We start from the raw sequence: 20437 nt of genomic DNA on the forward strand, positions 1-20437 counted from the left end.
GCTGCCCGCAATAGCACTTTGGAGTCGCGGGCAATGGCAGAGTTTCCGAAAAAGGCGAAGGTCGTCATCATTGGCCTGGGCGGCATTGTCGGCGCGTCGATCGCCCATCATCTGATCGAGCGCGGCTGGGACGACATTGTCGGCATCGACAAGTCCGGCATCCCGACCGACATCGGCTCGACGGCGCACGCCTCCGACTTCTGCTACACGACCAGCCACGATTTCCTGTCCTGCTGGACGACGCTCTATTCCATCGATTTCTACGAGAAGATGGGCCATTACGCCCGCATCGGTGGTCTCGAAGTGGCTCGCGTAGGTGACGACAGCCGCATGGAAGAAATCAAGCGCAAGATCGCCTCGGCGAAGGCCTTCGGCACCCGCGCGCGCCTGATCGAACCAGCCGAGATCAAGGAAAAATTTCCGCTGATCGAACAGGACATGGTGCAGGGCGGCCTGTGGGATCCCGACGCCGGCCTCGTCATCCCGCGCTCGCAGACCGTTGCCGGCAAGCTGGTCGACCAGGCGGAAGCCTCCGGCAAGCTGAAGTCCTTCGCCAACACGCCGGCGAGGTCACTCGTCGTCAAGGACGGCCGCATCAGCGCCGTGGTGACCGATCGGGGCACGATCGAGGCCGACTATGTCATCGTCTGCGCCGGCATCTGGGGCCGGCTGATCGCGGAAATGGTCGGCGAGGACCTTCCGGTCATGCCGATCGACCATCCGCTGACTTTCTTCGGGCCCTATAATGAGTTCGCCGGCACCGGCAAGGAGATCGGCTGGCCGCTGCTGCGCGACCAGGGCAACTCGGCCTATATGCGCGACACCGGCGATCCCAAGACCGCCGAGGGCGGCCAGATCGAATGGGGCTACTACGAAGAGACCAACCCGCGTCTCTGCCATCCGCGCGACCTGCTGGAGAAGGACCAGGCGCGGCTTTCGCCGTCGCAGCGCGACCTCGACATGGAACAGATCCTGGCGCCGCTCGAGCGCGCCATGGAGCTGACGCCGATCCTGGGCGAACTCGGCTACAACGAAAGCCATTCCTTCAACGGCCTGCTGCAAGTGACGGCGGATGGCGGCCCGTCGATGGGCGAGAGCCAGAAGGTGAGGGGCCTGTGGTATGCCGTCGCCATCTGGGTCAAGGACGGCCCCGGCATGGGCAAGCTGATCGCCGACTGGATGACCGACGGCCGCACGGCGATCGACCATCACGCCATCGACTATGCGCGCTTCTATCCGCACCAGACGAAGGAGCAATTCATCTGGGATCGCTGCACCGAGACGGCGATGAAGGTCTACAATCCGGCGGTGCACCCGCGCGAGCCGTTCTCCAAGGGCCGCAACATCAGGCGCTCGCCGTTCTGGGAGCGCGAGAAGGAACTCGGCGGCTATTTCATGGAACTGGGCGGCTGGGAGCGGGCGCACGGCTATGCCGCCAACGAGCACCTGCTGGAGAAATACGGCAATCGGGTGCCGGTACGCGAGAACGAATGGGACAACCGCCATTTCTGGCGCGTCTCCAATGCCGAGCATCTGGCGATGAGCGAGGATGTCGGCATCGTCAACCTGTCGCACTTCGCCATGTATGACATCGAAGGTCCGGACCATGTCGCGCTGCTGGAATGGCTATGCGCGGCCAAGATCGGTGGCGACAACAACATCGGCAAGGGCATCTACACCCACTTCCTCGACGAGGAAGGCATGGTGCGCGCCGACTTCACCGTCATCCGGATGGCCGACCGCTGCCGTTTGATCGACGGGGCGGACGCCGGCCCGCGCGACTTCCAGTACATGCGCCGCACCGCACAGGACAAAGGTTTCGACGTTACCATCACCGACGTGACCGAGAAATTCGTCACCATCGGCATCTGGGGGCCGAACGCGCGGGCAACTCTGCAGAAGGTTGTCGAAAATCCTGACGGCTTGTCGCCGGAGAATTTTCCCTTCGCGGCGATCAAGCCTGTGCGGATCGGCGGCAAGGACGTCACCGCCTTCCGCATCTCCTATGTCGGCGAGCAGGGCTGGGAACTGCATATGCGCTACGAGGACGGCCTTGCCGTCTGGGACGCGCTGCGTTCGACCGGGGTCATGCCGTTCGGCGTAGAGACCTATGCCAACACCCGCCGCATGGAAAAGAGCCTGCGCCTGCAGAACGCCGACCTGCTGACCGAGTACAATCTGCTTGAGGCCGATCTCGCGCGACCGAAGGTCAAGGAGAACGATTTCTGCGGCAAGGCCAGGCATGTGGAGTACCGCGCCCGTGAGCATCAGCCCGCCATGCTGTGCACGCTGGTGATGACCGACAATGTCGATGCGAAAGGTGTTGCCCGCTACCCGGTCGGCATCATGCCGGTGATGGACCCGAAGACGGGCGAGACTCTGGTCGACGAACTCGGCCGCCGATCCTTCACCACCTCGATGGCCTACGGCCCGACCATCGGCAAGAACATCGGTCTCGCCTATCTGCCGTGGGCTTGTGCCCAGGAAGGCCGCAAGCTTGCCATCGAATATTTCGGCGAAACCTATCCAGTCGAAGTGGCGGCTGTCGGTTACAAGCCGCTCTACGATCCGGAGAACCTCAAGCCGCGCAGTTGATCGCCTGATGGAGCAACGGACTTGATCGCAAAAGCCTGGCCTTCGGCCGGGCTTTTGTCTTTTTAACCGGGCTGTTTTCGCTTACCCTTGGGGAATGTCTGCTTTCCGGTGCGCAAGACATTTCCTTTCCGGCGGCGCCGCGCTGGTGCTGATGCTTTGGCTGGCGCCTGCGTCGCTGGCGGATGAGCCGGTCGATGTCGAACTGGTGCTGGCGGTCGATGTTTCGCTGTCGATGTCGGCGGACGAGCTCGAGATCCAGCGTCATGGCTACGCGGCTGCGCTGACGCATGACAATGTGCTGCAGGCCATCGCCGACGGCGCCCATGGCAAGATCGCCGTCACATACGTCGAGTGGGCCGGCACCACCTGGCAGCGCGTCATCGTGCCGTGGACGGTGATCGCCAACCGTGCCGACGCCGAGCGGGTGGTTGCACGATTGTCCGCCGAGCCGCCCAACAGCGCGCGGCGCACCTCGATCTCCGGCGCGCTGGAGTTCGGCAGCGACCTCTTCGCTGAAAGTGGCTACCAGGGGACGAAACGGGTGATCGACATTTCAGGCGACGGTCCCAACAACCAGGGCGCGCCGGTCAACCTGATCCGCGATGGCGTGGTCAAGCAGGGCATCGTCATCAACGGCCTGCCGCTGATGACCCGAGGCGGCTTCACCGGTGCCTACGATGTCAACGATCTCGATCGCTACTACAGCGACTGCGTCATCGGCGGTCCAGGAGCCTTCATGATCCCGGTAAACGACTGGACGCAATTTCCCGAAGCCATCCGCCGCAAGCTGGTGCTGGAGCTGGCTGGTCCGGCCTCGCCGCAATGGGCGGCCGAGGAGGCAGATCATCCGCCGGTGGTGCTGGCGCAGGACAGGCCCGCCACCGACTGCCTGGTCGGCGAGAAAATGTGGCGCAACCGCAGCTGGATGTTCGACAGTCGGTAGGCCCGATCTCGTGTTGCCACGGGCTTGCCTCGTCGCCCGAAGCAGTGGCAAATTGGCGCCATCCGCGCGAAGGGTCGGGGCGCCGCGGTCAAAACCGAGGAAACACCAGAATGAAACGTCTTGTCATCGTGACTGCGGTCGCATCCGTGCTCTACGCCGACGGCGCCAGCGCCCAATACAACGATCAGCCCGCCTGCGTCATGTTCGAGCATGTGAATTTTCGCGGACGATCGATCGAGATGGAGGCCGACGATGCCGTCAGTTTTCGCGGTGGCCAGTTCTGGAACGACCGCGTGTCGTCGGTGTTCGTGCGCCGTGGCTGCACGCTCGTCGCCTATGAGCACACTGGCATGAGGGGGGAGTCGATCGAGATCAGGCGCAGGGCCCGCGAGCTCGGAGGCGACTGGAACGACCGCATCTCGTCGGCGGAGTGCTATTGCGACGGCTACTGATACTGAATTGCAGGCGGCCGGGTGCCGTTTCGGTGGCCGGACGCCAACCGGCTGCACGTCGCCGCCCGGTCCACCCGTGTGCCTCACCAAGCTGTTGATTGACAAGCCGATTGGCGTCTGTGAACAATTCCCCATCCAGGAAAACAAAAGGGGAACTGAGATGACCAGGATCACCGTTTTTGCCGCAACATTGACGCTTGCCGCCGGTCTGTCCGCACCGGTGATGGCCACAACATCGCTCACCATCGGTATCAGCGGATGGACCGGCTTCGCGCCGCTGACGCTTGCCAAGCAGGCGGGTATCTTCGAGAAACACGGTCTCGACGTGACCTTGAAGAAGGTGCCGCAAGCGAGCCGGCCGCTTGCCATCGCCAGCGGCGACCTGCAATGCGCCGCCACCACGGTCGAGACCTGGCTGGTGTGGAACGCCAGCGGGGTGACCACCAAGCAGATATTCCAGCTCGATAAATCCTATGGCGCCGACGGCATCGTCGCCCGCAACGACATCAAGACCGTCGCCGATCTCAAGGGCAAGAATGTCGCGTCCTCGGCGCCTGGAACGTCGCCCTATTTCATGCTGGCCTGGGTGCTGAACAAGAACGGCATGTCGACCAAGGACGTGACCGTCGTCAACCTGGAGCCGGACGCCGCGGCGCAGGCCTTCCTTGCCGGCCAGAACGACGCCGCTGTCACCTATGAGCCGTTCATCTCGGCCGTGCGCGACAAGTCCGATCAGGGCCACATCCTGGCGACCACGCTCGATTATCCAATGGTGCTCGACACGGTCGGCTGCACGCCCGAATTCCTCAAGGCCAATCCCGACGCGGCCAAGGCGCTCGCCGACAGCTATTTCGACGCGCTCGACCTGATCAAGACGGACCCGCAGAAATCCTACGAGATCATGGGCGCCGACGTGAAGCAGTCGGCCAAGGAGTTCGAGGATTCGGCGAAGTACCTGAAATGGGCCGACCGGGCGGAGAACAAGCAGTTCTTCACCAAGGAATTCCAGGACTTTTCCAAGACCGCCGGCGAGCTGCTGCTGCAGATGGGGCTGATCAAGGAAGCGCCCGACGTTTCCACGCTGGCCGACACCAGCGCCGTGTCGAACTGACGGTCCGGCTTCTCTGACCACAAAACGGCGGCGCCCGGCGCCGCCGTTTTCTCCTGGACAAAGCACGATTTGAGCATGGGGACGATTTGAAGATGGGGACGATTTGACGATGCGCCCCTTGCATCCAGTCCCGCCGGGCATCAGGACCGTGCTCGGCATTTCCTTCTTCGTGCTGTTCGTTGCCTTCTGGGCGTGGATCACGCTTGGCGGCCACGTCAACCGCATCTTCCTCGCCGATCCGCTGTCGATGCTCCGGGACGGCTGGCGGCTGCTCGTCGAGGATCGTTTCTGGCTCGACATACTGATCACCATCTGGCGGGTCTTTGGCGGCTTCCTGCTGGCGTCCGTCGTCGCGGTGCCACTCGGCATCGCGATGGGTGCCTGGAAGCCGGTGGAAGCGTTTCTGGAGCCATTCGTCTCCTTTGCCCGCTACCTGCCTGCCTCCGCCTTCATTCCGCTGCTGATCCTGTGGGCCGGCATCGGTGAACTGGAAAAGCTGCTCGTCATCTTCGTCGGCTCGGTGTTCCAGATCATCCTGATCATCGCGGTCAAGGTCGGCTCCACGCGGCGCGACCTGGTCGAGGCCGCCTATACGCTGGGTTCCACGAACAATGGCATCGTCAGCCGGGTGATCATGCCGGCCAATGCGCCGGAGATCGCCGAGACGCTGCGGCTGGTGCTCGGCTGGGCCTGGACCTATGTCATCGTCGCCGAACTGATCGGCTCGTCTTCCGGCATCGGCTACATGATCATCAACAGCCAGTCGCGGCTGGCGACGGGACAGATCATCTTCGGCATCATCATCATCGGGCTGATCGGGCTTCTGTCCGATTTCGCCTTCAAGGCGTTCAACCGCTGGCTCTTTCCGTGGAGCCTGGCGTGAGCAAGCTGCTGATCGAAAATGTCAGCCGCACCTTTGCCGGCGTGCGCGGCGGTCAACCGGTCAAGGCGTTGATGCCGATCGACCTGGCGGTCGCCGCCAACGACTTCATCACCATCCTTGGGCCGTCCGGCTGCGGAAAATCGACATTGTTGAGGATCGTCGCCGGCCTGGAAGCGCCGAGCGAAGGCCGTGTGCTGCTCGACGGCAAGGCGGTAAACCGGCCTGGCCCCGATCGCGGCATGGTCTTCCAGTCCTACACCCTGTTTCCCTGGCTGACGGTTGCCGAGAACATCGCCTTCGGCCTGCGCGAACGTGGCATGGCCGAAAAGGAGCGGAATGGGATCGTCGCTTCCTATGTCGACCTCGTCGGCCTGAAGGGGTTCGAGAACCATTGGCCGAAGCAGCTTTCCGGGGGCATGCAACAGCGCACGGCGATCGCCAGGGCGCTTGCCAACGATCCCGAGATCCTGTTGCTGGACGAGCCGTTCGGCGCGCTCGACAACCAGACGCGCGGGCTGATGCAGGAATTGCTGCTCGGCATCTGGGAACGGCGCAAGAAGACGGTGCTGTTCGTCACCCACGACATCGAGGAGGCCATCTTCATGGCCTCGCGCGTGATCGTGATGACGGCGCGCCCTGGCCGCATCAAGTCGGATGTCGCCGTCGACCTGCCGCATCCGCGCCACTACACGCTGAAGACCAGCCCGGAATTCTCGGCGCTGAAGGCAAGGCTGACCGAGGATATCCGCGTCGAGGCGATGCGCACGGCGCAGGCGCAGCCGGCCTAGGTTCGTGGACTACCGGATCAGGCCGCCAGCAACTGCTTGCGGTCGACGCGCTCCTGCTGCGGCGAGCGGGCGTAGAGCTCGCGGTAGCATTTCGAGAAATGCGAGGCTGAGACGAAGCCACAGGCGACCGCCACCTCGACCACCGGCATCGACGACTGGATCAGCAGATGCCTGGCGCGGTCGAGCCGGATTTCCAGATAGTAGCGGGCGGGAGAGCGTCCCATCTCGGTGCGGAACAACCGCTCGATCTGGCGGCGCGACAGGTCGACATGGTCGGCGATCTCGATCAGCGACAGCGGCTCGGACAGGTTGCCCTCCATCAGCTCGATGATGGTCAGCACTTTCGAGTTCTGCACGCCGAGGCGCGCGCGCAGCGGCAGGCGTTGGCGGTCGGTCGGGCTGCGCACGCGGTCGGTCAGCACCTGCTCGCACACGCGGTTGACGAGGTTCTCGTCGAAATCGTCGCCGATCAGCTTCAGCATCATGTCGAGCGCGGCGGTGCCGCCGGCGCAGGTGTAGACGTTCTGGTCGATCTCGAACAGATCGGCAAAGACGTTGGCCTTCGGGAACGCCTCGGAAAAGCCCGGCAGGTTCTCCCAATGGATGGCACAGCGCTTGTTGGACAGAAGCCCGGCGGCCGCCAATATGTGCGCGCCGGTGCACAGGCCACCGACGGCGACGCCGCGATTGTATTCCTCGCGCAACCAGGCGAAGGCCGACTTGTTCTGGTAGCGCTCGACGTTGATGCCGCTGCAGACGATGGCGATGTTTGGCCGCTCGGGGCCGGCCATCTTCTTGCGTTCCTCTTCCAGCGAGGTGTTGACCGCGCATTCGACACCGTTCGAGGCGCGCACCGGCTTGCCGTCGATGCTGGCGAGGCGCCAGCGATAGGCCTCGTAGCCGAGCATGCGGTTGGCCGAGCGCAGCGGGTCGAGCGCGGTCGCAAAGGCGATCATGGTGAAATCGGGGACAAGGAAGAATACAAACGATCGCTTGATCGGATGCTTTACGGCGTTCAAGGGAACCTCACGCAGCGATGGCGCGAACAGGATGTCGCGAATAGCATAGCGACATCAGGAAAAACCATTCTTGTCAATCGGCTACGCGGTCCGAACGAGATTAAATTTGCGACATGGGTCGCAAATGGGCAATTGGCGCGCAGCGAGCCCTGGAAGCGGGCCTCAACTGTTCAAAGGATAGTCAGACTGCGCGGCGCAAGACAAAAACGCCGCCTCGGCCAGGGCCGGGCGGCGTTACAGTCAAAAAGCAGCGGCAGGGAAGCGCTGCCTGGAAAAATCTTCAGGCTACGAAGCCGAGGCGGGCCGCGGCCATCGCGCCGGTCTGGCCGGGCATGGTGTTGGCAAGACGCTGACGCTCGAGAGCGGTGGTCAGGTTCATTTCGCGGCGGGCAAAGAGGCGGGCAAAAAGCTTCATGATCATCTCCATTTGTTGCTCAGACGGGTCGCCTTCGCTTGATGGAGTGGGGCAGCTCGTTTGCTGGCGCTGATATAGGCTTGTGCTGCGTAAAACTAAATCGCAAAAGCGAAGCGCTTGATATGAAAAGCGACACAAAATGCGACAAGTTTGGGCAGGGTGCCTGAAATTTGGGGCAGGGTGCCTGAAATTTGCGATTATTTACAAGGCATTAATTGGAAATATGGGCCGCCATGCGGCTTGCTCATATGCGCCATGCAGCTGTCGCATGGCTCCAAAATTCATTTGAATACAAATTAAATAGAGAAGGCCTGCCGGGCTGGTTCGCGCGGCAGGCCTTCAGCACTTGGTACACACGATCTACTTTGCTCCAGCCCAGGATCCGATGCCGTTGCGGATACCGGTCTTGCCATCGGAAGCTTCAGGCCAACCGATGTCCTTCTGCAGTTCGATCGGCAGGGAGCGGATGGCGCGTTCGGTCTGGTAGCGGGCACGGGCCGCGCTGAATTCGGTCGCGATGCGACCGAGGGATGACAGGATAGACATTTCATTCTCCTTGCTTGCCTGGCTGGAAGCGTTCCAGCGCTGGATGGGTGAGGTGTTACGCGTGGTGTGTTTCAGCTTCATTTCATGTCGATTGCAGGTTTGTGTCGTGGTCGTTTCGTGGCTGCTTGTGGCAGCAACCTGCTTCGATGGAGTTGACTATCCTCCCAATCTGATGTTCAATCAAACGAAATGGAATGATGCTTTGTATCAGAAAAATTGAAGGCCGCTTCCCATGAACGCCCCACTCAATCATCCGCTGCCATTGCTCGATCTCGACGTTTTGCGCACCTTCGTGGCGATTGCCGAGACCGGCAGCTTCACCACAGCCGCCAACGCCGTCTTCCGCACGCCGTCGGCCGTCTCCATGCAGATTAAGAAGCTGGAAGACATTCTTGGCCGCTCGGTGTTCGCGCGCGACGCGCGCTCGGTGACACTGACCACGGATGGCGAAATGCTGCTCGGCTATGCCCGCAGGCTGCTGTCGATCAACCGCGAGGTGGTGTCGAAGTTCATCATTCCCGACATCGTCGGCGTTGTCCGGCTCGGCTCGCCGGATGATTATGGCGAGCGCGTGCTGCCGCATGTGCTGAAGCGTTTCGCGCAGTCGCATCCGTCGATCGCCGTCGACGTCACCATCGACCAGAGCATCAATCTGCGCCGGCGCATGGACGACCGGGCGCTCGACATCACGCTCCTGACCAATTCCTACAAGACCAGCGCGCTCGGCGCCGAGGTGCTGTTGACCGAGCCGATCGTGTGGGCTGGCGCCAAGGGCGGCTGCGCGCACCTGCGCGAACCCTTGCCGGTGTCGCTGTGGGAAGAGGGCTGCGCCTGGCGGGCCGGGGCGCTCGACGCGCTCGGCCGCGAGGGCCGCAACTACCGCATCGCCTATATGAGCGCCCACACAGCCGGCCAACGTGCCGCGATCATGTCCGACCTTGCGGTGGCGCCGCTGCCGAAGTCGTTCCTCGGCAACGACATGGTCGAGCTCAGCCCGAAGGACGGCATGCCCGACATCGGCACCTATAATCTGGCCATGGTGGTGGCGCCGGACGCCAGCGCCCCGGTCAAGGCCGTCGCCGACCATATCCGGGCGACCTTCGAAGTGTTCCGGGAAACCGGAAAGTTCTGATCCGCCAATAGTGCCGGACCCGAAGTGGAGCTACTCCGCCGCCTCGGCGGAGGGCGCCTCAAACCTTGGTCTCGTGTCCTGCCTGATCGGCGAGCGGCTCTCGCCGAGGAAGGCGACGATGTGTTGGCGCGCGCGGCGTGATTCCGGCATGTCGATCAACGGCCAGACGTGGAACATGCCTTCCTCGTGAACGACATCGACCTCGACACCGGCGGCACGCGCCTTTTCGGCGAAGATCAGATTGTCGGGGGTCAACAGATCGCGCGAACCGGTCAGAAGCAGCGTTTTCGGCAGCACCGACAGATCGCCATAGACCGGGCTGATGTGCCAGTCGCTGCGGTCGATGCCAGCACTGTAGAGCCTGATCGCCTCCAGCCCGCCCGAAATGCCGAGCCAGGGATCGTTGCGCTCCGCCTCGAAAACCGCCGGATTGGCAAGCGACATGTCGAGCCCGGGCGAGATCAGCACATGGCGTGACGGCAGGGGCAGGGCCTCTTCCGCGGCCATCATGGTCAGGACCACGGCCATGTTGCCGCCGGCGGAATCACCCATGAAGATGATGTCCTCCGCCTCAGTCTCGTCGAGCATTTGTCGGTAGACATCGCCGACCATGCCGAACATGGCATGGAAGTCATGTTCGGGGGCGATGGGATAGATCGGCACCGTGATGCCATAGCCGAGCCGGTCGGCTATCTCGGCAATCAGGTGCCAATGATAGGGTGTGATTTCAAAGACATAGGCGCCGCCATGCAGGTAGAGAATCCGCTTCAGTTCGCCTGCCCTCGGCGCGATCTCATAGACCGGAAAGCCGTCGACGGTGCGTGTCTCGATATTGAAGCGCTGGTGCAGCGAGGCCGGCGGATGATGGTCCTCCGTCTTGCGCGCGGCGGCGATCCAGCGCTGCAGGTTTTCCGGGCTGGAAAACGCCTTTTTGCGGCTGTACCTGAGCACGAAAGACACGACGTGGCTTTTGAAACTTGGCATGCGAATACACGAACTTCGGCAAGAGCCGACTAAGAGAAACCTCCACTATCTCCGAAGATCGTACCTTGGCCCGAAATGTCAAGTTTTACGCTCTGTCCACACGCTGGTGTGATCCGAACCGCAGGATCAACGGCGCGGCAAGAGTGCCGCGCGCAGCCTGTTGCTGGTGGCCGCCGGGGGTGTGCGAGATCCCCGGCGGGCGCCGAGCAGTTTGCATTTGTCGGCGAATGTCATCAGCGCGGCGTACCCAGAAGGAGCGCGGTGAGCGCGGCCTGCGGGTCGCTGGGCGGCGATGCCGGCCAGCCGATGTCCTTCTGGACATGCGCCGGCAGGTTGTTCATGGCCCGGATCGACTTCTTCCTGTCATGGGCAATCTTGATGGCCACACCATAGCGGCCGAGGCTTTCGAACATCGACATTTTGGTTTCCTCCGGAAGGTCACTGCGGCGGGAAGACATTTCCGGCCGGCCCTTCGATGGCGGCTTAAATGCACCGCGCATGTATCGGATGGATTTCGCGAGAACAGCGGTTCGGTTTCCGGATCGGTGTGATCCGGAAACATTTGCATGCAAATGAAATGAGGGCGCGGCTTGCCCGCGAAAGTCAGGTTACTCCCGGCCGCGGCGGGCGGCGTGGCCTTCGCGCGAACGCCGTCGCGGGGCGGCGTCGCCCGCAACGCCATCCTCGCTGACCGTCTTGCGTGGCGGCAGTTTTACCGCCGCCGACAGTTTCGGGAACGGATCGACCTTGTTCGGCAGCGCCATGGCGTAGACGAAATGCTCCTGGAATTTCGGTTCCAGCGCCGTCTCGATCTTTTCGATCTTGCTGACCGTGTCCTCGATCTCGCGGCGATAGCCGCGATTGAGCAGCGCCATGCGCGCACCGGCACCGGCGGCGTTTCCGACGGCCGAGACCTTGTCGAGGTCGCAATCGGGGATCAGGCCCAGCACCATGGCATATTTCGGATCGATGAAGGAGCCGAAGGCGCCGGCGAAATGGATGCGGTCGACATGGTCCGTATGCTGCTTCTCCATCAACAGCTTGGTGCCGGCATAAAGCGCTGCCTTGGCAAGCTGGATTGCGCGCACGTCGGTCTGGGTGATGGTGATCTTCGGCTCGCCTTCCTTCAGCACATACGAGAAGGTGCGGCCGTTGGCGGTGACGCGCGGCGAGCGGGCGGATAGCCCGCCGTCGATGACGCCGTCCTCGGAGATGATACCGGCGAGATACATTTCCGCCACCACCTCGATGATGCCGGAGCCGCAGATGCCGGTGACGCCGGTCGCCTGCACGCTGTCGAGGAAGCCCGGCTCGTCGGACCACAGTTCCGAGCCGATGACGCGGTATTTCGGCTCCAGCGTGTCGGGATCGATGCGCACGCGCTCGATGGCGCCGGGCGCCGCGCGCTGTCCGCCGGAGATTTCTGCGCCCTCGAAGGCCGGGCCGGTGGGAGACGAAGCAGCCACGACCCGCGCGCGATTGCCAAGCACGATCTCGGCATTGGTACCGACATCGACGATCAGCATCATCTCGTCCTGGCGATGCGGGCCTTCCGACAGCGTCACCGCCGCCGCATCGGCGCCGACATGGCCGGCGATGCAGGGCAGCATGTAGAGCCGGGCGCCCTGGTTGAGCTTGAGGCCGATATCGGATGCCTTGATGTGCACCGCGCCCGAGACGGCCAGCGCGAAGGGAGCGCCGCCGAGCTCGGTCGGATCGATGCCGAGGAACAGATGGTGCATGATCGGATTGCCGACGAAGACGGAATCCAGGATGTCGTTGCGCTGGACATTGCCCTCGGCGCAAACCTTGTCGACCAGGCCCGAGATCGCCTCGCGCACGGCGACCGTCATGCCTTCGCGGCCATCCGGGTTCATCATCACATAGGAGACGCGGCTCATCAGATCCTCGCCGAAGCGGATCTGCGGGTTCGACGTGCCGGACGAGGCGGCGACGCGACCCGACAGCAGCGACACCAGATGCATGGCAATGGTGGTCGAGCCGATGTCGCAGGCCAGGCCATAGGCCTCGTTCTTGAGGCCAGGCCATAGAGCAACGACGCGCGCGGTCTCGGTGTCGGCATCCTTGTAGATGGCGGCGGTCGCGGTCCAGTTGCCCTTGCGCAAGATGCCTTGCACCTGCGGCAGCAGATGAAAATCGAAATCGAGGCTTTTCAGACCCCAGTCGTGCATCAGCGCGATCTTGAGCCGGTCGAGATCGCCTGATGGATTGTGCATGTCGGGTTCTTCGATTTCGACATAGCACATGCGGATCGCCGCATCGCGGGCGATGACCCTGGTGTCGGCATCCTTGCGGATGGTCTGCGCATTGATGACCGTATCCTGCGGCACATCGATGACGAGGTCGCCGAGGATCTGCGCCGAGCAGGAGAGGCGGCGCCGTTCAGGCAGTCCGCGGACGCGCTCATAGCGCTCTTCCTTGGGGCCCTTGGGCGTGATGTGGTCGTTGGAAGAGACGATCTTGTGCTTGGCGAAATTGCCTTCCTGCACCTCGATCTGGCAGCGCCCGCAAGTGGCGCGTCCACCGCAGACGCTTTCGACATAGACGCCGAGTTGGCGCGCGGCATCGAGCACCGGCGTGCCGACCGGAAACCGCCCGCGCTTGCCGGACGGCATGAACAGCACGAGCGGATCGGTGATGTTGGCGGGTGAATTCACGATTGCGCGCTTATCCCCGACCCATCCGGGCTTCACGGCCGCCACGGCGACGACCGCCGTTGCCGGCGCCATCGCCCGGTGCATTGACTTGCGTCGGTGCGGCAACCGCCTGGCCGCCTTCGGCCGGCTTGTAGTCCTTGTAGGTCCTGATCCAGTTGGTGCAGTTCTCGTCGGTGCCGTTGAGCACATTGGCGCCGCGCACGGCTTCCATTTCCTGCGGACGCACAGGGTTCATGATGGCCGATGTCATGCCGGCGCCGATCACCATCGGGATGAAGGCAGCGTTGATGCCATGGCGGTGCGGCAGGCCGAAGGAGATGTTGGACAGGCCGCAAGTGGTGTTGACCTTGAGTTCCTCACGCAGGCGGCGCAGCAGCGCGAACACCTGGCGGCCGGCATCGCCCAGCGCGCCGATCGGCATGACCAGCGGGTCGACGACGACGTCATGCGCGGGAATGCCGAAATCGGCGCAGCGCTGCACGATCTTCTTGGCGACGGCGAAGCGCACGTCGGGATCCATGGAAATGCCAGTCTCGTCGTTGGAAATGGCGACGACCGGCACGTTGTATTTCTTGACCAGCGGCAGGATGGCTTCGAGCTTTTCTTCCTCGCCGGTGACGGAGTTGACCAGCGGGCGGCCCTTGGCGACCTTCAGCGCTGCCTCGATCGCGGCGGTGACAGAACTGTCGATCGACAGCGGCAGGTCGACCAGGCCCTGCACGATCTCCAGCGTCTGCACCAAAAGGCCAGGTTCGGTCTCATTCGGGTTGACCGAGGTGACGCCGGCATTGACGTCGAGCATGGTGGCGCCACAGGCTGCCTGCTCGAGCGCGTCCCGGATCACCGTCTCGAAATTCCCCGCGATCATCTCCGCGGCCAGTTTCTTGCGGCCGGTCGGGTTGATGCGCTCGCCGATCACGCAGAAGGGCTGGTCGAAGCCGATGATGATTTCTCGTGTCGCCGAGGCGACGATGGTACGGGTCATGAATTTTCTCCGCCGTGATATAAAGAGTTCTTTATATCGTTATCTGATTTCGATCAAGCGAATGGTGACCGTTTGCGCCCATCAATGCGCGGTCTTCACCATGTCCACCTGGGTTTCGGTAATCTCATCGTGCAGTATGTGGTCGAGACGGTCGGCGACGAGCTGATCGTCGCGGCGGATTTCGCGTTTCCAGGGCTGGCGGCCCTTGAGCACGCCCGATTCATCGACGATCTCGGCGACATATTCCTCCTGGCGATAGGCCATCACATGGACGCCGGAAACGCCGGGGATTTCCTTGACCTCGTTGATGATGTCGATGCAGAGCTGCTTGCCTTCCTTCTTCTGGTCCTGGGCGCCTTCCAGCCGCTTGATGACCGAATCGGGAATGTGGATGCCCGGTACGTTCGAGCGGATCCATTTGGCTGTCTTGGCCGAGGCCAGCGGGCCGACGCCGCACAGGATGAAGCATTGTTCGGTGTAGCCGAGGTCGCGAACCTTCTGCATGTAGGCGCGGAACATCGGCACGTCGAAACAGTACTGGCTCTGCACGAATTGCGCGCCGGAGGCGATCTTCTTGCCCAGGCGATGCGGGCGGAAGTCGATGGGCGGCGCGAAAGGATTGATTGCCGCGCCGAGGAAAAGCTGTGGCGGCGTCGTCAGCTTGCGGCCGGACAGGAACTTGCCGTTGTCGCGCATGATGCGGCAGGTCTCGAGCAGCGACATGCAATCGAGGTCGAAAACCGGCTTGGCGCCGGGCTGGTCGCCGGCCTGCACACCGTCGCCGGTGAGGCACAGCATGTTGGCGACGCCCATCGCCGCGCCACCCAGCACGTCGCCCTGGATGGCGATGCGGTTCTTGTCGCGGCAGGCGATCTGCATGATCGGCGCGTAGCCCATGCGGGTCAGCAGCGCGCAGATGCCGACCGACGACATGTGGCAGTTGGCGCCCGACGCATCGACGGCGTTGATGGCGTCGACCCAGCCATCGAAGATCCTGGCACGGTTGTAGACGTCTTCCGGATCGGCGCTGTCGGGCGGGTTGAGCTCGGTCGTCACCGCGAACTCGCCACGCCGAAGCACGCGCTCCAGCCGGCCGCGCGAGGTGTGGCCGGGCAGGGGATCGAGCGGCAGATGGATGCCGGCCGGGTTCTCGTCGCGCTGGCGTCCGATCATGCCGATGCCCCGGTCTTGGTGGCGGCCTCGCGCGCGGCGGCCGCCTGCGCGGTCACCCGCAGCCAGGCAGAGGTTTCACGCAGCGACTGATCGACAGGCTTCTGCACGGTGAGGATCCTGTCGCCATGCACCATGTTCTGCGAGCCTTCCCAGGCCTTGACCCAGACGCACGGCATGTCGGGCTCGACCTCGCAATTGCCGTTGGCGCGCACCCCGCCGCAAGGGCCGTTGCGCAATTGCTTGGGGCAGTTCATCGGGCACGACATGCCCGTCGAGGACAGAATGCACTGGCCGCACATGCGGCAGTCGAACATGAAACCCTTGACGCGCTTTTCGACGAATTTGATCGGCCCCTCGACCCTGCTATAGCCGAGACCTTTCCACAAGGGATGCAGCAGCAGGAACGTGTCGGCGAATTTGGCATAGAACCACTCGAGCAGCTTCGAGTGCCGCACCGACCAGAGCCGCACCGCGAAGGAGCGCTGAACGCGCCGCTGCGGCGACACGTCGGCCGGCTTGTAGTCGGATTTCGGGGCTGCCTTCTTGTTAAGAGTGGCCTGCGTAACTGTCGGGCCATCCTTGGCAGGGGTGGTTTCAGACATTTTCTTTCCCGCCGGCTTTGACGAGAGCGACCAGCCGCTCGCGGTCGTATTTCGTGTCGAGGTCCTGGAAGGCCTTTTCGACCTCGGCTTCGAGGTCGTCTCCGACAGGAACAGGATCGGCCTTGCGCCATTCGGCCAGATAGTCGTCGGTGCCGCCGGCGCCGGTGCGCATGGCGCACATGTCGATCGCCTCGGTGAAGCGCAGCGGCAGTTCGCGCTTGGCGTTCTGCCGGCCCTTCTTGACGATGACCTGGGCGGGGATGTCGCGCCAGTAGACGACGATCAGATCGGCCATGAATTCTCACTCCCGTAGAGCGCCGTGCGTCCAATTGGACGCACCAAGGACGCTCTACCACTTTGCTGCGCTGCATCGTGCTTTCCGAAGATCGACTCCGATTTTCGGGCCGATGCAGTGGATCGAGCATTGCCGCATGCGCTGTGAGGCTGCTTGTTATGGGACGACGCGCGCGCATTCAAAAGCGACGCATTTGGATGTCGTAAAATGAAAGCCGCGTTTATTCGTTTGCGGCTTGTGCCGGCGGCGGGTTCGACGCGCCTGGAAAGCCGGCACTCGGCCCCGGGTTTCGGGCGAAAAACCCGTCACCAGATGCCGGTTCTCAAGCCTGTCCAGAGATAAAACCAGATCGTCGGGTGATACCATTGTCGCGACGGCAGGCCCGGGTCGATGGTGGCGAGTTTTCCGGCCAGTACGTCGCTGACCGCTTCGATGCAGATCCCGCGCGAGAACGCCGCCTGCCGCAGCGCATAGCTCGAAATGCTGTCGCCGCGTTCAGGCTTGCCGCGCGCCTGCCGCAGCGCACCGCCGGTGTCGACGCCGGCATCGACCAGCAACACGGTGGTGCCAAAATTCTCCGCGTCATCGCTCGCCAGCGCCCAGTAGCCGCCGTTCATGCCCCGGTATTTGGGGGTGATTCCGGCGTGGTAATTGATGACGGGGCAAGGGATTTTCGACAGCGTTTCCCGCGTCAGCATGCGGCAACCGGCGAGAAACACGACGCCCGGCTGGAGCCTTGCGATCGCCTCCAGGCATTCCCGCGAATTCGCCGAGGCAACATGGATGATCGACTGGCCGGGCCTTGGTTCGGTCTGCAGCTTCTGCTCAGCGATCATCCGCGCGGCATGGCCGGCGAAGAAGCGCTTTCCCAGACGCGTCAGCACCATCGTGCCCAATTGGCCTATGGCCGAAATCCAGCCCTGGCGGCGGGCGCGCCTGAGCAGCAATTGTTTTTTGGATTCAGGTGTTTCGAGGATGACGCTGACAGGCCCCAACCGATCGACAATCGCGTTGATGATCGCCCAGATGTGCGGCCCTCCCTCGGTGACGACGACGATATTGGATTTCGGGGGTTCCATGGTTCGCGACGCACCGCTGGACAAGATGCGGCCGGTACCCGGCCTTGGCTGGCGCGATGCTAGGGCGTCCGGGTTAATCCTTGATGATCAGGCCTTCGATGGCCGGGTCAGCGCTTGAATTCGATGATATCGAGCTTGGATTCGTAGTAGGGCGCGGGAAATTCAATACGCCATTCCTTGGCACTGTTGCGGAAGGCGTAGCCGACCTGATCGGTTTGCGGGCCACTGCCATAGGGCTTTGCCGGATCGTTGTTGACATAGGCTGAGCCGAGATAGATCGCGCGTTTCTCGCCGTCGTCGAAGAAGCGGCCCTTGGTGCGCTGCGAGCCGCTGATCTTTTCCAGCCGCCAGCCCGAACCGTCGTCGGTTACCTTGCATTTGAACCACCCGTAGATGACGAGCGGGGAAAGTCCGCCGGCCTTGATGGTGCGGCATTGCCAGTTGCCGGTCAGGTCCTTGTCGGAGAAGGACACCAGCGGCTTCGCCAGCAAGGCATCGAGCTGCTTGACCTCGGCGGGGTTGCCCGCTCTGGCCTCGGCAAGAGCCGCCTTGCGCGTCTCGCCATATTTGTCGAGCCGTGCCTTGTCGGCGGCGGTAATGAGTTTCTGTACCTCGCCGTCGGCGAGAGCGGGCAGGGTGCAACAGAGCAGGCCGACAAGGGCGAAGAGTGGGCGAAGGGTCATGGCAGGCCTCCCTGTTGATGTCCGGAGCAGTGCGACCGCTCATCTGGCGCACAACTTAGCGGGTCGCTGGCGCCTGTCATCCGTGCTTAACAGCGTCACGGTCAAAAATCATGGTGTGCCGAATGCGAATCTTGCTCACGGGGTCGTCGGGTTGGCTGGGTAGCGCGCTGGCGCCGCGCCTGCGCGAGCTTGGTCACGATGTCACCGGCCTCGACCCCGTGCCATCCGCGGAGACGGACATTGTCGGTTCGATCGCGGACCGCGACCTCGTCATGCGCACGGTCCGCGACAGCCGGATCGACGCGGTTATCCACAGCGGTGCGCTGCACAAGCCGAATATCGAGAACCGCGCCAACAGCGATTTCGTCGCGACCAATGTGCAAGGCACGCTCAACCTTCTCGACGCGGCGGTGGCAACCGGCGTGCAGCGCTTCGTCTTCACCTCGACAACCTCGCTGATGATTTCGCAAGCGATACGCGACGGATTGACAGGTGGTGCGCGCAAGGCGGCCTCGCTGACGGAGGAGATGACGCCCGAGCCGCGCAACATCTACGGCGTCACCAAGCTCTCGGCCGAGCATCTCTGCCGCCTCTATCACATCCAGCACGGGCTGCCAGTGGTGGTGTTGCGCACGGCCCGCTTCTTTCCCGAAGCCGATGACATGGCGCATGCGATCGAGCAGTCGGACGCCAACACCAAGGCCAATGAATTGCTGTTCCGTCGGTTGACGGTGGAGGACGCGGCCGATGCCCACATCCTTGCTCTCGAAAACGCGCCGCGGCTCGGTTTCGACACTTTCATCGTCTGCGCGCCAACGCCCTTCCGGCCCGATGACTGCGCCGCACTGATCGCCGACGCGCCATCGGTTGTTGCACGCTATTTTCCGGAATTTCCGGCGCTCTACGCGCGAAAAGGCTGGACGATGTTTTCCTCCATCGATCGCGTCTATGACGCGTCGCGGGCGAAGGACAGGCTGGGTTTCGTCTGCAAGACCAGCTTTGCCGATGTGCTTGCCGGACTTGCGGGCGAGGAGGGCAGGGCCTAGTCCGCGCGTCAGGAATGCGCCGCGGCCTGCGCCATTCCGGCCGTCAGGTCGCCATAGCCGGTCGCGCGGCGTTCATAGACGAGGCCGAGCATTTTGGCGGCCTTTTCGGCGACCTTGTCGAGCTCCGGATCGTCGGTCTGGGCCAGGTAGATCAGCTTCTCATAATTGCCGAAATAGTCCTTGATCAGCTCCGGGTGCTTGTCGAGGCCGAGCGGCTTCATGAAGAAGGCGTCGAACTGGCGGCACAGGAAGTCGGTCATATAGAAGGACATCATGTCGCCATCGGCGACCTTCGCATAGGCCTCCATGCCTTGATAGAAGGCGAAGCAATGCGGGCCGGCCATGCGCTCGACGCCGTGCTTCTCGCAGATACGGTCGAGCAGGCCGCCGGTTCCGCAATCGGCATAGCCGACGAAGATGTGCTCGTAGCCCTCGGCCTTGGCCTTTTCGATGGCCTTGTCCATGGCCGGCGCGATGCGGTCCGGATAAAAATGGAATTCCGCCGGCAGGCAGGTCAATTCGAGATGATCCAGCCCGAGCTGTTCCTTGACGGCCAACACCTCGCGCGCAATCATCCCGCAGGCGATGACAAGCAGCCTGTCCGCTTCGGTCGGTTTCCTATTTTGTGTCTTGGCCATGGAACCCAGCTAAGCCGGTTTTCGTTGCTGTAGGGCGAATCTACCGAGAGAGGGATAAACCGTCCATGAAAACACAGACATATGCAGTCATAGCGCTGCTTGCCAGCGTGCTGCTGGTTTCGGCATGCGCGAACACCATCCGTGGCGTCGGGAAGGACGCCGCCAATACGGTCAATGCTACGCAAAATGCCGGCAAGAGAGTTGCCAACGCCGCTCAGTGAGCCGAATTTTCCTCGGCGAGGCATACGTTGCGTCACATCAAATGAGACGGCCGCCATGATTGGCGGCCTTTTATTCTCAGGCTGAAGCGCGCACGTTGTGCTTGCGCTTCATGTAGTCCTTGGCGGTCTCGACCGCCACCGCGGCGTCGCGGCAATAGGCATCGGCGCC

Annotated in this window: 22 protein-coding genes and 1 pseudogene; 9 read left to right on the forward strand and 14 right to left on the reverse strand. The window is 62.8% G+C overall.

Translation table 11 applies throughout. The features are described 5' to 3' along the window. Positions 1–33 precede the first annotated feature (33 nt). The 6 genes from NR193_RS13420 to NR193_RS13445 all read left to right on the forward strand — a co-directional run bounded on the left by NR193_RS13420 (position 34) and on the right by NR193_RS13445 (position 6772). The gene (locus NR193_RS13420) at positions 34–2595 is read left to right on the forward strand and encodes an FAD-dependent oxidoreductase (RefSeq protein WP_256751296.1); all 2562 of its coding nucleotides are present in this window, start codon (positions 34–36) and stop codon (positions 2593–2595) included. A gap of 94 nt (positions 2596–2689) precedes the next feature. Further along, complete coding sequence (locus tag NR193_RS13425; RefSeq protein ID WP_256751297.1) at positions 2690–3538, forward strand: DUF1194 domain-containing protein; 849 nt, start codon at positions 2690–2692, stop codon at positions 3536–3538. A gap of 110 nt (positions 3539–3648) precedes the next feature. Beyond that, positions 3649–3990 (forward strand): peptidase inhibitor family I36 protein, encoded by a 342-nt coding sequence (locus NR193_RS13430; protein WP_256751298.1) that lies wholly within the window; start codon positions 3649–3651, stop codon positions 3988–3990. Between the two features lie 160 nt (positions 3991–4150). Continuing rightward, on the forward strand, positions 4151–5101 hold the full coding sequence (locus NR193_RS13435) for an ABC transporter substrate-binding protein (protein WP_256751299.1): 951 nt from the start codon (positions 4151–4153) through the stop codon (positions 5099–5101). A 109-nt stretch (positions 5102–5210) separates the two neighbouring features. After that, the gene (locus tag NR193_RS13440) at positions 5211–5984 is read left to right on the forward strand and encodes an ABC transporter permease (protein WP_091575491.1); all 774 of its coding nucleotides are present in this window, start codon (positions 5211–5213) and stop codon (positions 5982–5984) included. Further along, a complete protein-coding gene (locus tag NR193_RS13445; RefSeq protein WP_256751300.1) occupies positions 5981–6772 on the forward strand; it encodes an ABC transporter ATP-binding protein in 792 nt (263 codons plus the stop codon). The genes NR193_RS13440 and NR193_RS13445 overlap by 4 nt, the downstream gene beginning before the upstream one ends. Positions 6773–6789: 17 nt before the next feature. Here NR193_RS13445 and NR193_RS13450 read toward each other — a convergent pair whose 3' ends face one another. From NR193_RS13450 to NR193_RS13460, 3 genes are all read right to left on the reverse strand, one after another. Further along, complete coding sequence (locus NR193_RS13450) at positions 6790–7728, reverse strand: GlxA family transcriptional regulator (protein ID WP_375162704.1); 939 nt, start codon at positions 7726–7728, stop codon at positions 6790–6792. Positions 7729–8071: 343 nt separating this feature from the next. Next, positions 8072–8206: a hypothetical protein gene (locus NR193_RS13455; protein ID WP_013894968.1), complete on the reverse strand. Its 135-nt coding sequence runs from the start codon at positions 8204–8206 to the stop codon at positions 8072–8074. Between the two features lie 360 nt (positions 8207–8566). Next, on the reverse strand, positions 8567–8752 hold the full coding sequence (locus tag NR193_RS13460) for a hypothetical protein (RefSeq protein ID WP_256751301.1): 186 nt from the start codon (positions 8750–8752) through the stop codon (positions 8567–8569). A gap of 232 nt (positions 8753–8984) precedes the next feature. On the opposite strand from NR193_RS13460, the gene NR193_RS13465 reads away from it, so the two are divergent. Beyond that, complete coding sequence (locus NR193_RS13465) at positions 8985–9884, forward strand: LysR substrate-binding domain-containing protein (RefSeq protein ID WP_091575488.1); 900 nt, start codon at positions 8985–8987, stop codon at positions 9882–9884. A gap of 30 nt (positions 9885–9914) precedes the next feature. Here NR193_RS13465 and NR193_RS13470 read toward each other — a convergent pair whose 3' ends face one another. From NR193_RS13470 to NR193_RS13510, 9 genes are all read right to left on the reverse strand, one after another. Beyond that, positions 9915–10868, reverse strand: coding sequence for an alpha/beta hydrolase (locus NR193_RS13470; RefSeq protein WP_256751302.1), 954 nt, complete (start codon positions 10866–10868; stop codon positions 9915–9917). 233 nt (positions 10869–11101) lie between these two features. Continuing rightward, the gene (locus NR193_RS13475) at positions 11102–11287 is read right to left on the reverse strand and encodes a hypothetical protein (RefSeq protein WP_091575661.1); all 186 of its coding nucleotides are present in this window, start codon (positions 11285–11287) and stop codon (positions 11102–11104) included. A 189-nt stretch (positions 11288–11476) separates the two neighbouring features. After that, positions 11477–13546: an ASKHA domain-containing protein gene (locus NR193_RS13480; protein WP_256751303.1), complete on the reverse strand. Its 2070-nt coding sequence runs from the start codon at positions 13544–13546 to the stop codon at positions 11477–11479. 10 nt (positions 13547–13556) lie between these two features. Continuing rightward, a complete protein-coding gene (locus NR193_RS13485) occupies positions 13557–14531 on the reverse strand; it encodes a methyltetrahydrofolate cobalamin methyltransferase (RefSeq protein ID WP_023812319.1) in 975 nt (324 codons plus the stop codon). An 81-nt stretch (positions 14532–14612) separates the two neighbouring features. Further along, positions 14613–15704, reverse strand: coding sequence for a methylenetetrahydrofolate reductase (locus NR193_RS13490; protein WP_256751304.1), 1092 nt, complete (start codon positions 15702–15704; stop codon positions 14613–14615). Then, complete coding sequence (locus NR193_RS13495; protein WP_256751305.1) at positions 15701–16306, reverse strand: methylenetetrahydrofolate reductase C-terminal domain-containing protein; 606 nt, start codon at positions 16304–16306, stop codon at positions 15701–15703. The genes NR193_RS13490 and NR193_RS13495 overlap by 4 nt, the downstream gene beginning before the upstream one ends. Continuing rightward, positions 16299–16601, reverse strand: a complete 303-nt coding sequence (locus NR193_RS13500; protein WP_091575482.1) for a virulence factor — start codon at positions 16599–16601, stop codon at positions 16299–16301. Before NR193_RS13500 ends, NR193_RS13495 begins: the two co-directional genes overlap by 8 nt. A 305-nt stretch (positions 16602–16906) precedes the next feature. Beyond that, positions 16907–17680: a formyl transferase gene (locus NR193_RS13505; RefSeq protein ID WP_256751306.1), complete on the reverse strand. Its 774-nt coding sequence runs from the start codon at positions 17678–17680 to the stop codon at positions 16907–16909. A 107-nt stretch (positions 17681–17787) separates the two neighbouring features. Then, positions 17788–18363 (reverse strand): DUF4893 domain-containing protein, encoded by a 576-nt coding sequence (locus tag NR193_RS13510; RefSeq protein WP_256751307.1) that lies wholly within the window; start codon positions 18361–18363, stop codon positions 17788–17790. A gap of 122 nt (positions 18364–18485) precedes the next feature. On the opposite strand from NR193_RS13510, the gene NR193_RS13515 reads away from it, so the two are divergent. Then, positions 18486–19409, forward strand: a complete 924-nt coding sequence (locus NR193_RS13515) for an NAD(P)-dependent oxidoreductase (protein ID WP_256751308.1) — start codon at positions 18486–18488, stop codon at positions 19407–19409. Between the two features lie 8 nt (positions 19410–19417). Here the strand turns inward: NR193_RS13515 and NR193_RS13520 are convergent, their stop codons facing one another. Next, positions 19418–20047, reverse strand: coding sequence for a DUF1638 domain-containing protein (locus NR193_RS13520; protein ID WP_256751309.1), 630 nt, complete (start codon positions 20045–20047; stop codon positions 19418–19420). A gap of 65 nt (positions 20048–20112) precedes the next feature. Here NR193_RS13520 and NR193_RS13525 point away from each other — a divergent pair, with 65 nt between their 5' ends. Further along, positions 20113–20268, forward strand: coding sequence for an entericidin (locus NR193_RS13525; RefSeq protein ID WP_256751310.1), 156 nt, complete (start codon positions 20113–20115; stop codon positions 20266–20268). Positions 20269–20344: 76 nt separating this feature from the next. On the opposite strand, the pseudogene NR193_RS13530 reads toward NR193_RS13525, so the two are convergent. After that, a pseudogene (locus tag NR193_RS13530) lies at positions 20345–20437 on the reverse strand (cobalamin-binding protein); the annotation flags it as partial.

Source organism: Mesorhizobium sp. Mes31, assembly GCF_024519675.1.
In the GTDB taxonomy this organism is placed as follows: Bacteria; Pseudomonadota; Alphaproteobacteria; order Rhizobiales; family Rhizobiaceae; genus Mesorhizobium.